The 14,905-nt window shown below is 44.5% G+C and carries 15 protein-coding genes and 1 tRNA gene; 12 read left to right on the top strand and 4 right to left on the bottom strand.

Annotation, left to right across the window (positions count from 1 at the left end; translation table 11 throughout):
- Positions 1-43 precede the first annotated feature (43 nt).
- The 12 genes from BLW39_RS04130 (at position 44) to BLW39_RS04075 (ending at position 11,565) form a co-directional block, all read left to right on the top strand.
- A complete protein-coding gene (locus BLW39_RS04130; RefSeq protein ID WP_059378317.1) occupies positions 44-1,219 on the top strand; it encodes an LCP family glycopolymer transferase in 1,176 nt (391 codons plus the stop codon).
- A 110-nt stretch (positions 1,220-1,329) separates the two neighbouring features.
- A complete protein-coding gene (locus BLW39_RS04125) occupies positions 1,330-2,247 on the top strand; it encodes a Ppx/GppA phosphatase family protein (protein WP_059378319.1) in 918 nt (305 codons plus the stop codon).
- Positions 2,248-2,250: 3 nt separating this feature from the next.
- Positions 2,251-3,483: a hypothetical protein gene (locus BLW39_RS04120; protein WP_059378321.1), complete on the top strand. Its 1,233-nt coding sequence runs from the start codon at positions 2,251-2,253 to the stop codon at positions 3,481-3,483.
- Positions 3,467-4,438: a hypothetical protein gene (locus BLW39_RS04115; protein ID WP_059378323.1), complete on the top strand. Its 972-nt coding sequence runs from the start codon at positions 3,467-3,469 to the stop codon at positions 4,436-4,438. Before BLW39_RS04120 ends, BLW39_RS04115 begins: the two co-directional genes overlap by 17 nt.
- Positions 4,439-4,483: 45 nt before the next feature.
- The gene (locus BLW39_RS04110; RefSeq protein WP_059378324.1) at positions 4,484-5,191 is read left to right on the top strand and encodes an NAD-dependent protein deacylase; all 708 of its coding nucleotides are present in this window, start codon (positions 4,484-4,486) and stop codon (positions 5,189-5,191) included.
- An 85-nt stretch (positions 5,192-5,276) separates the two neighbouring features.
- Positions 5,277-6,284, top strand: coding sequence for a cation diffusion facilitator family transporter (locus BLW39_RS04105; RefSeq protein ID WP_082138836.1), 1,008 nt, complete (start codon positions 5,277-5,279; stop codon positions 6,282-6,284).
- 349 nt (positions 6,285-6,633) lie between these two features.
- On the top strand, positions 6,634-8,022 hold the full coding sequence (locus BLW39_RS04100) for an Nramp family divalent metal transporter (RefSeq protein ID WP_059378630.1): 1,389 nt from the start codon (positions 6,634-6,636) through the stop codon (positions 8,020-8,022).
- 449 nt (positions 8,023-8,471) lie between these two features.
- A complete protein-coding gene (locus tag BLW39_RS04095) occupies positions 8,472-9,845 on the top strand; it encodes an Nramp family divalent metal transporter (RefSeq protein ID WP_059378325.1) in 1,374 nt (457 codons plus the stop codon).
- A gap of 24 nt (positions 9,846-9,869) precedes the next feature.
- A complete protein-coding gene (locus BLW39_RS04090; RefSeq protein WP_059378326.1) occupies positions 9,870-10,331 on the top strand; it encodes a universal stress protein in 462 nt (153 codons plus the stop codon).
- 113 nt (positions 10,332-10,444) lie between these two features.
- Positions 10,445-11,062, top strand: coding sequence for a cadmium resistance transporter (locus BLW39_RS04085; protein ID WP_059378327.1), 618 nt, complete (start codon positions 10,445-10,447; stop codon positions 11,060-11,062).
- Positions 11,063-11,069: 7 nt separating this feature from the next.
- Positions 11,070-11,405: an ArsR/SmtB family transcription factor gene (locus tag BLW39_RS04080; protein ID WP_059378328.1), complete on the top strand. Its 336-nt coding sequence runs from the start codon at positions 11,070-11,072 to the stop codon at positions 11,403-11,405.
- 76 nt (positions 11,406-11,481) lie between these two features.
- Positions 11,482-11,565 (top strand) — tRNA-Leu (locus tag BLW39_RS04075).
- Positions 11,566-11,654: 89 nt separating this feature from the next.
- On the opposite strand, the gene BLW39_RS04070 is transcribed toward BLW39_RS04075, so the two are convergent.
- From BLW39_RS04070 to BLW39_RS04055, 4 genes are read right to left on the bottom strand one after another with little or no spacing between them, the layout of a single operon-like run.
- Positions 11,655-12,569, bottom strand: a complete 915-nt coding sequence (locus BLW39_RS04070; protein ID WP_059378329.1) for a DNA/RNA non-specific endonuclease — start codon at positions 12,567-12,569, stop codon at positions 11,655-11,657.
- The gene (locus BLW39_RS04065) at positions 12,569-13,303 is read right to left on the bottom strand and encodes an amino acid ABC transporter ATP-binding protein (protein WP_059378331.1); all 735 of its coding nucleotides are present in this window, start codon (positions 13,301-13,303) and stop codon (positions 12,569-12,571) included. The genes BLW39_RS04070 and BLW39_RS04065 overlap by 1 nt, the downstream gene beginning before the upstream one ends.
- Positions 13,300-13,998, bottom strand: a complete 699-nt coding sequence (locus BLW39_RS04060) for an amino acid ABC transporter permease (RefSeq protein ID WP_059378332.1) — start codon at positions 13,996-13,998, stop codon at positions 13,300-13,302. Before BLW39_RS04060 ends, BLW39_RS04065 begins: the two co-directional genes overlap by 4 nt.
- Positions 13,999-14,026: 28 nt before the next feature.
- Positions 14,027-14,818 (bottom strand): transporter substrate-binding domain-containing protein, encoded by a 792-nt coding sequence (locus tag BLW39_RS04055; RefSeq protein WP_059378334.1) that lies wholly within the window; start codon positions 14,816-14,818, stop codon positions 14,027-14,029.
- Positions 14,819-14,905: the final 87 nt, after the last annotated feature.

Below are 14,905 nucleotides of genomic sequence, written 5' to 3'. Positions count from 1 at the left end.
TTTATACGCACAAATGGCAGAAAACGGAGTGTCGATAGTTCTTATGGCAGATCAAAATAATAATCAATTTTCACGGCGAGAACGATTTGACGAAGTACGTCAAACGAAAAAGAAGAAAAACCGTGTGAAACGTTGGATTTTGTACATCTTGATGGTGGTCGTCTTGGCCGTCATTGGCTGGGGTGGTTACCTTTATGCACAATATAAGGGGTCAATTGACTCTTTGCAGCAGTCAGCCAAAATCTCAAAGACCCGTAATGTCTCAAACTTGATTGCAGCTGGTAAGCCATTCTCAATTTTGGTCTTGGGATCTGACGTTGGTGAATTGGATCGTGACCGAACTGGTTTGAGTGACTCAATGATGGTCGTCACAGTTAATCCAAAAGAAAACAAGGTCACGATGGTTTCCATTCCTCGTGATATCATGACGGCCATTCCTGGTGATGAAGATACCTTCCCACAGAAGTTAAACGCTGCCTATAGTTTGGACGGTGTTGGAGCTTCCATGAAGGCCGTTCAAAACTACTTGAATGTTCCAATCGATAGTTATGCGGTTGTGAACATGGCTGGCCTTGAGACCTTGGTTAAGAAGGTTGGTGGTGTTTCAGTCAAGTCGCCACTATCATTCCAGTACAGTCAAGAAACTGCCCATGATTATGGTCCTGATTTGTACCGCTTCCACAAGGGTTCAACGTCATATGAAAAGTCAACCGATAATGGTGTTACTTGGTCAGCAAGTAAGACCGTGATGGATGGTGACGCAGCCTTGGCCTTTAGCCGGATGCGTTACGATGATCCTCAAGGTGATTACGGTCGTCAAGAACGGCAGCGTTTGGTTCTAGAAGCAATGCTGAAGAAGGCTGTAAATATCTCAACCTTGGTTGACCCAAGTTTCATCAAGGCAATTTCCAAGAATGCTAAGACCGACTTGTCCTTTAATGACATTGTAAAGATTGCTCAGAAGTATCGTGGTACGGTGAAAAACCAAGTATCGGATCATTTGCAGGGACAAGGGGTTACTTATTACGGTGGCTCTCTCCCAGTTTCCTATCAGATGGTTCCAACCACTGAAAAGCAGCGCGTTACTAATCTCTTGAGGTCTCAACTTGATTTGAAACCAAAGGAAACAGGTTCACAGTTTGGTGGGGATGTACCTACTAGTGGATTTAGAACTGCGGCATCAATGTTGGCTCAAATTAACGAGAAGTTTGTACAATAAATGATTAAACAAAAGCCTGCTAGACTCTTTAGCAGGCTTTTTTCTTTGCTAAAATTCGTGTTATACTGATAACAATTAGGAAACATGAGGCCGCTATGCAAGAGAAAAAAATGGCAATTATTGATCTGGGTAGTAACTCGGCCCGGTTAGTAATTGAAGAATTGCGATCAAACCGAACATACGATGAGATTTATCGAGTCAAAGAAGATACTCGACTTTCACAAGGAATGGGGCAGGAATTAGTCTTGCAGAAAGAACCCATGGAGCGGACCATTGCGGTCTTGAAACGTTATCAAGAAAAGATTACCGAGTTTGCTGTTGATCAAACGGTGGCCATCACCACTGCCGCTGTCCGTTCAGCCAAAAACCAAAGTGCATTTTTACAACGAGTTCGTGAAGAAACGGGAATTAACTTCCGTGTCTTAACTGGGCAGGAAGAAGCGCACTATGATTTTTTGGGTGTTCGAGCTGCCTTGCCCGACGTACGTAACGGCGTGATTTTAGATACCGGTGGGGCCTCGGTGGAATTAATTCCATTTAAAAATGGTCAGGCCCAAGCCGAGGTTTCCTTACCATTTGGTGCAGTGAACTTATCGGAAAAGTATCACTTGGCTGACCACATTCAGCAAGACCAAATTGCAACAGCCAGTGCGACCATTCAGCAATCTTACTTGGACCTTGATTTTATCCAAGACTTTCAGCAACAACCCGTAATCTTGCTTGGTGGTGCTAACCGTTCCTTGGCAAAGATGGTTGAGCGCAAACATTTAGGCTATCGGCTTAGTAACTTGCATGGGCTGATGATGCCGGTAGTGCAGGTCCGCCAAATTTTTGACCACATCGCCCAGATGGACCGGGCCAGTCGGGAACATTTGGCCGGGTTGGAGAAAAGCCGGGCAGATATCATTATTTCCGGCTTGCTACCTGTGTTGAATTTGACGAAGGTCTTGCAGGCACCACAAGTGATCTTTTCTGAATCGGGTGTTCGTGAAGGCTTGATTGAAAGTTTTTTTGAAGAAAACGAATAAAGTATGGCAAAAAAATTCTATGAATTAAATCCCAAAGAACGGCTTGATCAATTGGCGCTTCCAACCGAATTGACCAACCGTTTTTTGGCGCAACAAGATACAAAGCGGCAAAATTTGATTGAAAATTATTTGACTGACTTTGCCCTGCCAGAGGGGATTATTAAAAACTTGGTTTTGGACGAACAACTTTATCAAGTGCCATTAGTAGTGGAAGAGCCGTCGGTGGTTGCTGCGGCCAATAACGGCGCCCGGATGTTTGCCTTAGGTGGTGGCTTTCGCAGTGTTGGGACTGGTCGGGCACTTTTGACTGGGCAAATTCTGTTTGATCAGGTCGATGTAGCTGACGTCCAAGCCTTTGTTAACGATCACCGCCAAGAAATTGAGGCGGCGGCTCAGGCGGCGAAGCCATCACTTTATCAACGTGGTGGCGGCTTACAGGACTTGGTGCTACGAGAATTACCAGGACGCCGGGCCAGTCTGGATTTGGTGGTGGACACCGATCAGGCCATGGGAGCCAATGCAGTGAACACAATCTTAGAGGCTGTTAAAGCACTCTTTATGCCATACCAAGAGCAAATTTTGGGGGCAATTTTGAGTAATGCAGGGGATCACAGCCTTGTCTCTGTTTCTGGTCGGGTGCCAGTCATGGCGGTTGGCGGTTGGGCAATGGCGAAGCGGATTGTTGCCTTGTCTGAATTTGCCAAAGTTGACCCCAAGCGGGCCGTGACCGAGAATAAGGGGGTCTTTAACGGCCTCTCAGCCGCCGTTTTAGCCTTAGGCAACGACTGGCGGGCGGTCGAAGCCGCTGGGCACGCCTATGCTAGTCGCGACGGGCAGTACCGGTCGTTGACTCAGTGGCGTCTAGAAGATGACCAGGAATTTTTGGTTGGGGAGCTGACGCTGCCACTGAACATTGGTACGGTCGGCGGCGCATTAGCAAGTCTGCAAACGGCCCAAGACAATTTTGCGATTTTAGGTCAGCCAGATGCCGATCGGACCAAAAAGATACTATTGGCAGTCGGTCTGTCGTCAAATTTGGCGGCGCTAAAAGCCGTTGCTGGTGCTGGCATTCAAGCGGGGCATATGAAGATGCAGGCTCGAACTCTGGCGGTTCAAGTTGGCGCTAAAGCAGAGGAAGTGGCGGCCTTAGCTGCGGTTTTGGCACAAACAACCATTAATGAAACAACAGCCAAACGATTATTAGGAGAAATGCGGCAAAATGGATCAAAAGATTAAGGTATTATTGGAACAAGCCAACCAGGTTTACCCGGGAACAGTGATGACCCGGGTTGGTCAAGACCATGATGGACAGTTGCGGGTTGACCGTGTCCAACAGTCGGCTTTGGCAGATCGATTATTAATTGAAGTGCCAGACCAAACGGAGGCGGACTTTGTTCTGGGAAATGAACTATTGAAGTTGATTTTGTCTTTGAACGGGATTGTCCCCCAAATTTATTTTGCGCTGACTTTTAATGACGAAAAGTTAGACCAGCAATTAATTGCTATTGCTAGCCGCTTGCATAAAGTTGTCTTGCACGCGATTACCTATGACCAACTGGCTAAGCAAGGCTTCTTGACGGCGGAGACCGCTCAGGCCTACTTTGCTGGAGTGCAAGATGAATTAACGGTTGAAAATGCGAAGGTTGACGGCGAGCACCTCTGGCGCCTGTTGACTTTGCTGGATGCTCAGGTATTTTTGGCCACGATGGTTAAAAATGACTTAGGTGAGACGGCGCAAAAATGGTCTGATCAGTTAGCCCAAGATTACCCGCAGGCAAATGCGGTGGCAGTCAAATTGGTTGAGCCGATCATGGTAGCGGATTTGAAGGATTCACGGCAAATTCGCCAGCAAATTGTTCGACTATTTACCGCTGTTGACGAAAGCCTAGCAGCAGTTGAGTTGCCAACGGTTAATGCCAATCAATATGTGACATTGACACCCGTCTTGTCACAGCGTCAGTTGGATGGACCGGTTACCAATGTTTATGAAATCTTCCATTCCGAAATGACTGATTTTCAAACGAAGGAAAAGGCCTATGTTGGCATTGGTAAGCAAGACCAGCAAAATACCTTTGTCGTGACGCCGCCGGAAAATGAAGCGGACCGACCAAAGTTCTTTACGGAACTTTACCAAACATCGGTCAAGGACTTGCTCACACAGTTGAAGCTACCCTATATTTTGCGCCAGTAAGAAAGCTTCAATTTGCGCTAACCAGTAGCAAATAGGAGGGTTTTTATGCTTGTGACAAAAGAAATTCAAGAGAAGTTTAACCAGGCCAAAAACATCATCTTTATGACCGGGGCAGGGGTGTCGACCTTGTCTGGCATTCCAGACTATCGGTCTAAAAATGGTGTTTATCAAGGGCTTGATTTGTCACCGGAGTACCTGCTGTCTGACCAAGCATTTGAAGAAATTCCAGAAATTCAATATCAGTTTATGCAGGAAAACCTCTATTTTCCAGCGGCTCAGCCAAATATCATCCATAAAAAAATGGCTGGTTTGACGAAACAGGGGCGGGCGAAAATCATTACCCAGAATATCGATGATTTGGACGTGAAAGCAGGTGCGGACAATAATCGACTGATTCGTTTTCATGGGACCTTGTACCGACTTTATGCACCGGTTGATGGCAAAGAAGTTAGCCTAGAAACCTATCAACAGTCGCTTTACCGGCCAGGAGATCACGCTAAAATTCGCCCTGCGATTACTTTTTATGGTGAACAGCCTTACCAAGTTGGCGAAGCGATTGATTGGGTTAGTCAGGCTGATTTGATTGTGGTGGTGGGAACGTCCTTTAAGGTTTACCCATTTGCCGGCTTGCTCGCTTACGCGAGTCCGGCGGTACAATTACTGGCAGTGAATTTAACAGCCATCCCAGTACCGAGCCGAGTGCAGCAAATAGTCGGTGATGCTGGTCAATTTTTTGAAGAATTACAAATATAGTCCGTCAGGGCTTTTTTTTGTGGACTAAAATAGGGCTTCCATTTTATATGAAAAAAGATTAATATGTTTTTTAGGAGGAAGATATATGACGAATCATCAAGGAGCAAATCAGCAGCATGCTGATCATCAAGCACCAAGACTAACGAGTCAAAATGAGGACCATCAACATGTCCACCAGCATCCACAGCCATTGTCGCAAAAACCGTATTTGATTGGGATCTCTCTCAATTTGATTTTCGTTATCAGCGAATTGGTTTTTGCCAAATTAGCACACTCAACGGCTTTGTTTGCTGATGCCTTCCACAATTTGTCTGACGTGTTGGCACTAGTGATTGCTTGGCTAGCTGTCTTAGTTTTTGCCATTAAGGCCACGCGTAAAAAGACGTATGGTTGGCACAATGTATCAATTCTAGCATCAATTTTTAACATGGTTTTGTTACTCTTCGCCGTAGTAACCATCTTCTACGAAGGGGTGCGGGACTTATTTGAACCAGGTCAAATCCATGCTAATGGAACGCTGATTACCATCGTTGCTGCGGTTGGAATCGTGGTTAATTTGTCGACAGCGCTTTTGTTCAAAGTGACTGGGACACCTGATGAACACGGCCACCAGCATGGTCAAGATTTGAACGCCAAGACGGCCTACTTACACCTGCTGTCTGACGCTGGTGTTTCAATTGGCGTGATCCTGGCTGGTTGGTTGATTGACTTAACCGGTTGGCAGGTAATCGACCCAATCGTTTCGTTGTTGATTGGTTTCATTATTTTGGTCACGGCTTGGCCGGTGATGCATGAAACGATTAATTTGGCAATTAATGCCGTGCCGGAAACGGTCGATGAAGTAGCCATTCGCGACTTCTTGTTGGATCAAGCAGGAGTAAAGGATTTACATGACTTGCATATCTGGCCATTATCAACCACGGAAACGGCGCTGACCGTTCATTTATCGGTGGATGGGGCAGTCTTTGACCAGCAAAACGGCCAAATTTTCTTGGACCAAATTGAAAACGATTTAAAAGAAAAGTATGCTGTTCAGCACGTGACTATTCAGCTGGAATTTGCAACGAATCACGAAAACTGTAATGCAATTTAATTGATTTTTATCGAAGATTCGACTAATTGTCGGGTCTTTTTTGTTGGTTAAATTTGCCAAAATAATTAAAAAACCTTGACTCCTCATTTAACCAGTGTATGATTAACAAGGACTCAGGAAGAGAATTCGAGTTAACTAGCTTTCATAAGACTTCAGTCACAAAGCGACTGGCGGACGTTATGAAAATTATTTAGCGCTGAACGAAACTGACCTTGATTGGCTGTTTTAGTACGTTTGGATCAACCTAGTTTTGACTAACTAACCAAGCTTTTTTGTGCATATAAGTAAATAGATTTAACTCGGATAATTTCCCTGAGAAATATAATTTTCAAAGGAGAACATTATCATGATGGTAAAAACCGCTGATAATCAGCCACATGGCGCATTGCTCACGCAAGGCGGCACTAAGAGTTTAGAACAGGTTAATGGCACGATTGCTGTACCAACAACCGGTTCATTCTGGCGCCGCCTATTCGCATTTTCAGGGCCGGGAGCGTTAATTGCTGTCGGCTATATGGGCCCTGGCAATTGGGTTACATCTGTTCAAGGTGGGGCTTCGTACCACTATCTCTTGTTGTCGGTTGTTTTAATCTCTGCCTTGATTGGCATGTTATTACAATTTATGGCCGGTAAACTCGGCCTAGTGACTCAGGAAGATTTGGCACAAGCAACTGCTAAAAGAACCAATCGACCGATTCGGTATTTTCTTTGGTTCATCACGGAGTTGGCGTTAATTGCAACGGACATTGCCGAAGTAGTCGGCGGTGCCATTGCTTTGAGCTTACTCTTTGGATGGCCGTTAATTCTGACGGTGACTATGACAGCATTTGATGTCATCTTATTGCTAGGGCTGATGAAGTTCAATTTTCGCAAAATCGAAGCGCTCGTGATGACCCTGATTTTAACAATTTTATTTGTTTGTATTTATTTGGTGATTCTTTCCAAGCCTAGTTTAGCGGGAGTGGCGCAGGGTTTAGTGCCGCAACAGCAAGCCGTGGCAACCACCGCTGGCCATGGACTGGTCAGCCCGTTAATGTTGACTGCCGGCATTATCGGTGCAACAGTCACCCCACACAATCTCTACTTGCATTCATCAATTGTCCAAACGCGGCAAATTGATTGCAGTGACAAAGAAGCGGTGGGGGATGCCATTAAGTGGATGGCTTGGGATTCCAATTTGCAGTTATTTTTAGCATTCATCGTGAATGCCTTGTTGTTAATCGTTGGTGCTGCCTTATTTTATGGTCATGCCAACGAATTAGCCTCGTTTAAGGAAATGTATTTGGCGTTGCAAAACCGGCAAATTGCCGGTGCGATTGCATCACCGATATTGTCGACGTTGTTTGCCTTTGCCTTGCTGGCCTCTGGGCAAAATTCAACGATTACTGGCACGCTGGCCGGCGAAATCATCATGGAAGGATTCTTGCACTTCAAGATTCCAATGTGGGTTCGGCGGCTGGTGACTAGAGGGATTGCGCTGGTACCAGTGATTTTAATTACGATTTTTTATGCCGGTAATGAACACCAGCTAGATGCGTTGATTACCGGAACACAGGTTTTTCTGTCAGTCGTTTTACCATTTTCGATGGCGCCGTTGATTTATTTTACTTCGTCCAAAAAAGTGATGGGATCATTTGTGAATCATCACTGGCTGACGATTTTGGCTTGGCTGTGCTTTGCAGTGCTGTCGGCCATCAATTTGTGGCTAGTTGGTCAACAAATGACGCTCTGGTTTTGAGCAAAAAAGAGAAAATTTTCCGACTTATTTTAGAATCGTTCTCTATTTTTTGGTCATAACTACTCATTAAAACAAAGAAAAATTAAGTGAATTTTAAATCACGTATTTTCTTTAAAGACTGATGTTGAGGCGTTTTTGTTGAAAATTTAGGTACAAGTCATTTACGTTACAAAAATATCACTTGACCTTAGAATTGTCTCGTGTAATATTTAGTATAGACTTAGGAAGAAGTCATTGAGTTAAGTAGCTTTCATAAGCTTTCAACAACCAAGTTGAATGAAATCCTTTATGAAAATTATTTAGCCCTAAAAATTATTGGAATCGAACGTTTTGTTCGATTTTTATCTGTGTCGTGGTAAAGGGATTAGTCTGTCTTTTTACCGTGCAGTAGTTTTTAGGCAGCAATTCAATTGCTTGTTCCCTAAGGAGAATTCCGAAGGAGAAATATTATGGATAATCCCGTAAAGAAGCACCATTCTCTTATCGAACACTCAGGCGATAAGAGTTTGGAAGAGGTTAACGGTAGTATTGAAGTGCCAAAGGGCGTTTCATTCTGGCGTCGTTTGTTTGCATTTTCTGGACCAGGGGCCTTGGTTGCCGTTGGTTACATGGATCCAGGTAACTGGGTTACATCTGTACAAGGTGGAGCTGCTTACCACTATCTTTTGCTATCAGTTATCTTGATTTCATCACTGATTGCGATGCTTTTGCAATACATGGCCGGTAAGTTGGGTATTGTAAAGCAAGAAGATTTGGCTCAAGCCACTGCTAACCGGACCAACAAATTTGGTCGTTACACATTGTGGATTTTGACCGAATTGGCTCTGATTGCCACTGATATCGCCGAAGTTGTCGGTGGTGCCATCGCCTTGAACTTGTTGTTCGGCTGGCCACTATTGATTACTGTCTTCCTGACAGCCTTCGATGTTATCTTGCTGCTTGGATTGATGAAGTTTGGTTTCCGTAAGATTGAAGCCATTGTGATGACGTTGATCATCACCATCTTGTTGGTTTTCTTGTATTTGACGATTTTGTCAAAGCCTGACTGGGCAGCAATGTTTGGTGGTTATGTACCAAAGATGGGCGCTTTGTCAACTTCTGACCCACAGCACTTGGGTCAAAGCCCATTAGTTTTGACTGCTGGTATCATTGGTGCCACAGTTATGCCTCACAACCTTTACTTGCACTCATCAATTGCACAAACTCGTAAGGTTGATCGTGAAAATCACGAAGAAGTTCGTGAAGCTGTTAAGTTGATGACGTGGGATTCAAACATCCAATTGACATTGGCTTTCGTTGTGAACACTTTGCTTTTGGTCGTTGGTGCCGCTTTGTTCTTCGGTCACGCCCAAGAATTGGACTCATTTAAGGCAATGTACAACGCCTTGAGTGACTCAAAGATTGCCGGTGCGATTGCATCACCAATCTTGTCAACTTTGTTTGCCGTTGCTCTTTTGGCTTCTGGTCAAAACTCAACAATCACTGGTACTTTGACTGGTGAAATCATCATGGAAGGTTTCTTGCACTTCAAGATTCCAATGTGGTTGCGTCGAGTAATTACTCGTGGAATCGCCATCATTCCTGTTTTGGTTATCACGATTATCTACGGTGGAAACGAACACCAATTGGATAACTTGATTACAAGTACTCAAGTCTTCTTGTCAGTTGCTTTGCCATTCTCAATGGCACCATTAATTTACTTCACGTCATCAAAGAAAATCATGGGTGAATTTGCCAACAGCAAGTGGATTACTTGGACTGGTTGGATCTGTTTCATTGGATTGACATTGATTAACCTATACCTAATCTTCTTCGGAGGTTAATAGGTTTGCTTGAGGAGGCAAATAATGGCTGAATTAAAATTAGATGTAGCACCAAAGCAATTTAAGACCATCTTGGTTGGTGTTGATGAATCCGAACAAGGCTACCATGCTTTGTCAAATGCGATTCACCAAGCCCGTGAAGATGATGCACAGTTGATTATTGCCACCATCTTGGAGATGGGTGACTTGTCAACGATTTCTGCCTTGCACTTGGACTTTATCAAGGAAAAACGTCAAGAAATGGAAAACAACTTGGCTAAGTACCGCGAATACGCCTTACAACAAGGTTTGAAGGATGTTAAAGTGGTCTTTGATGATGGAATCAAGGCTGGTGAAATCCTAAACGATGAAATCGCTCCACAAGTTGGCGCTGACCTAATCGTTGTTGGCGCACACTCACATGAAGGTTTCTGGGATTCAATCGGATCACAAGCAGCCTACATTGCTCGTAACGCCAAGACTTCAGTATTGATTGTTAAGGATTAATTGTTAAAAAACAGTAGTGTTTCACTGCTGTTTTTTTAACCCCTATACATGAATAAATATTCATGTTAAACTAGCAATAACACATGAACATTTATTCATATAAGGAGCAACAAATGCTAGCAACTTTATTAACGGGGTTATTTTCATACCTGGGAACTACTTCGGATTATTTTGTTATTTTAATTTTATTATTTGCGACTTTTCGCCAGGGGAATCAGGTGCGCCCAATTGTCATTGGGGCTTATTTGGGAAATGTACTCCTAGTATTGATTTCGTTGTTGATTGGGGGCCTGCTAAAACAAGTGCCGGCAGAATGGGCCTTAGGCTTCTTAGGCTTGGTGCCGATTGTCCTTGGTTTGAGAAACTACCTTGCTGGCGAAGGGGAAGACGAAGGGGCAGCCTTTGTGGAAAGGGTGAAGGGACGACAAGATGGTCGAGTTATTTGGACCGTTGTTTTGATGACTCTGGCTGGTTGTGGGGCCGATAATCTGGCCTTATACATTCCTTACTTCTCACTGGCGGATTGGACGGTCTTACCGTGGGTCTTCCTATTGTTTGCGGGGATTTTAACGGGGGCTTTGATTTTGGCTTACCGGGTCGCTCGAATTAAACGAATTCAGGCGGTTTTTGAACGATTTGGTGATTTAATTCAATTAATCGTTTATGTTGTCTTAGGAATTTACATTTTATTTGAAGCAGGAACCGTGACAGAAATACTTTCCTTGCTATAATAGAATTATGAAAAAAGATGTCCAACATGAATTAAGTATTATTTTCAAGCTGCTAGGGTCGGAACGACGGTTGTCGATCCTGGCTTTGTTGCGCGATCGTCCTTGTTCAGTCTCTGAAATCGTTGATGAATTGAAGATGGAACAGTCTGCTGTCTCACACCAGCTGCAAATGCTGCGCGTGGCCCAGGTGGTGACGGTCAATAAAGTCGGTCGCTCAGTCTATTATCAACTGAACGATTCCCACATTTTAACGCTGCTTAATAATGCTGAAAACCACGTTAGCCACGTTTTGAAACATCAAACTCACGCTGAGGCGGAAGCCGAAAAAAAGAGTGAAAAATAATGATTATTTTTGTTGTTTTTCATTGACTTATCTGAGGGTTACTGATAAACTAATATAGTTGTGAAAAACAGCAAATGCCCTTGTGGCGGAATTGGCAGACGCGCTGGACTCAAAATCCAGTGGTGGCAACACCGTGTGGGTTCGACTCCCACCGAGGGCACTCATGAGAGACAAAAGGAAGATTGCTTATCTTCCTTTTTTCATTACCAAAAAACGACCGGCTAAGCTTTAGTCGGTCGTTTTTTTGTTTTAGGCAATTGTTGCTGCGCCTGTTTGATAATTGATTTGAATACCGGGTTGGACGTTAAAGACCCAGTAATTGAAGTTAAGGGCCTGACCATTATTCTCAACGGATTTGGCCATGTAGTGAACGCCGCGAGGAACGCGTTCATTACCACTATATATGGGAGTCACCTGGCCGCGGATAGTCAGATTTGGATGCAGCTTTAAAGCATAACGGATATCATCTTCTGGGACTAACTGACCGGGATAGGCGTTTTCAACCCGGGTTCCAGTGGTCATGTTTTCGGTCACCATGGTGGCCATGCCAAAGAACTGGTAACCGACAATATGCGATTTGTTCCAGAGTGCTTGTTTGGTACCGCCAAGGCTGACTTTGGGATTTTGGTGGTAGCCACCAGTCCAAGTGCTGCCGTTAAAGTGATCGTTGATATACCAACCAGAAGGACGGACGGAATCAGGAATTCGGGCAGGACGCTTGGTGACGGCGTCCATGCTGGTCTTGCTGGCAATAAAGTTAGCCTGCTGTGAACGACCAAATGCATCAAGCGGTGAGAGGGATAAACCATCAACTGGATGGAGTTTATCCCCAGCTTTGGCAGGAAACTTCTCGTTTAGTTCTTGTGCGCTAAAAGTTGCCTGATTTTGATTGATGTGAACGATGTCACCGTCTAGTGTACCGTTCCATTGAATTTTTAAGAGGTCAGCGTTGGTGGCGGCGGTGGTACTGGGCCTGGTGACATCTTTTTTCTGATTTAAAATTTCCTGTTGTTGGTTCTGAAATTTATTAGAATTTTTGCCAAGTTGATGTCCGTTTTCGGGCCAAAGCGAAAAAACCGCCACAACCAAAACGAGGGTTGTGACGGCCGAACCAAAATGCTTTGGTCGGTGAGACCGCTGCTTATAAGAACGTTTTTTTGTCATTAAAAAGTCATTGCTCCTAAGAATTGTTGGATTCTTGGATCGGTTGAGTTAAAGAAATCTTCTGTTTTGCCATCGTAACCAACGGCGCCGTTATCAATGAAGACAATTTTGTCGGCAACCTGTCGGGCAAAGGCCATGTTGTGGGTCACAACAATCATCGAAGTTTCCTTTTGAGCCAAGTCGCGCAAAACGCGTAAGACTTGTGCTTCTAACTCGGGATCAAGCGCTGAGGTTGGTTCATCCAAGAGCAGGTACTGCGGCTCCATTGCCAAGGCCCGTAAGATGGCCACTCGCTGCTGTTGCCCACCGGAAAGCTGATAGGGATAACGGTCAGCCAGCTCTTCCATGCCAAATTGGGCCAGCAGTTCCTCAGCCTTTTTTAAGGCTTGGTCTTTACTGATTTTACGGACTTTGATTGGTCCTTCGGTCAAATTATGCAAGACCGTCAAATGGGTAAAGAGGGCTTTTTCCTGAAAAACCATGCCAAAGTGTTTACGAACTTCGAGAACTTGACTTTTGGACAGGTTTTGACCGAGGTCTAGGCTCAAATCATCAATGATTAATTGGCCAGAAGTTGGTCGCTCGAGTAAGTTTAGTGACTGCAAGAGCGTTGACTTACCTGATCCAGAAGGACCGACAATCGCAGTTGTTTCTTCAGCCGGGAAGGTGACGTTGATTTCCTTTAGGGCATCCTTATCGGGGTACTTTTTGCTTAAATTTTCTACTTTGATCATTGGGCAAACCTCGATGTGTACTTTTCTAGGTAGTGTTGTCCGATTGACAATAGTGACGTGAAGACGGCATAAACCATGGCCACTAAGATATACATGGAAAGAACTTTATAGTTGGTTGCGGCAATTTGTTGGGAGAGATAAAACATCTCGACAATCGTAATGACCGAAGCCAATGAAGTATCCTTCAATAAGGAAATTAATGAATTCGAGAGGGGCGGAATTGAAATTCGCGCCGCCTGTGGCAAAACAACGTAAAGGTAAACCTGAGTCGTTGTCATACCAAGGGACTCCGCCGCCTGCTTTTGTGCTGTCGAAACAGAAGAAATTGCAGCTCGAATCGATTCAGAGGCGTAGGCCCCGGTGTTCAGTGAAAAGACCGTAATCGCTGAAATCCAGGCTGACTGAAAGAGGGCGATGTGCGCATTTGGTAAGCCATAAAATACAATGAAGAGCTGCACCAACATTGGTGTTGAGCGGAAAAACCAGACATAAGTGGCAGCGATGCCCTTGAGAATTTTCAAAGCGGCGTCGGCCCATTCGTTTTGTGGGGCCTTGGCCACGCGAATCAAGGCGGTTGTAATCGCAAAAATCAGACCAAAGAAAAATGAGATGGCTGTTAGCGGCAACGTGTATTGAAAGGCAGCGACCAGAAGTCTGGGCAGGTACTTCACTGCCAAGTCGATAAAATCTGTCATGAAGAATTACTTCTTTCTAAAATTGTTGTTAGTCGTGAGACAAGTCAACGCCAAAGTACTTCTTTGACAACTTTGACAAAGTGCCGTCTTTCTTTAGTTCAGAGATGGCCTTGTTCATATCCTTTTGCAAAGCGGCGTTCTTCTTGTTCATCAAAACACCAGTTGGCACTGACTTGATATCGGTTGAGATATCAACTGAGGTTACGTCGGCATTTGGATTGGCCTTCTTCCAGGCGGCAAAGGCCCCTTGATCGTTCAAAGAACCATCGGCGCGGTTAGTCGTAATTAAGTTCATCGCTTCAACAATTCCAGCAACGGCCTTGATGTTGGCACCCTTTTGTTGGGCAACTTGGCCATAGTTTGAAGTCAAAGATTGGGCCATTGTCTTGCCCTTGATGTCGGCAAGGGAGTTCAAATCGCTTTCGTCAGTCCGCTTAATCAAAACTGACTTTGAGTACAAGTAAGGTTCAGACATCCGATAGTTCTTTTCGCGGTCGGGTCGAATACCAATGTTATTGATCACGGCATCGTAGCGGTCTGAACCAAGTCCGGCAATCAATGAGTCCCACTTCGTTTGGACAAAGGTGACCTTTAAGTTCAACTTCTTTCCGATGGCCTTGGCCATATCAACTTCATAGCCGACCAACTTACCAGAATCATCATGGTAAGAAAATGGGGCATAGGTTCCTTCCAAACCAACGGTTAAGGTACCCTGCTTAATGGTTTCATCTTTTTTTGGCTGATTTAATTGGGCAAAGCCAAAGATGGCACCAATTACGACAATAATGCCGGCGAGCAAAATCAAAACTTTTTTGTTCATCAAACTTCTCCTAAACATCCTAACAACAAAAGAAAACCGCCCTTAGATGACACTAAGGGCGGTTTTCAAGACAACAATAGAAAATTC

The organism is Fructobacillus pseudoficulneus, assembly GCF_900108455.1.
GTDB classification, from domain to species: Bacteria; Bacillota; Bacilli; order Lactobacillales; family Lactobacillaceae; genus Fructobacillus; species Fructobacillus pseudoficulneus.
This window is presented reverse-complemented; position numbering and strand designations above follow the sequence as displayed.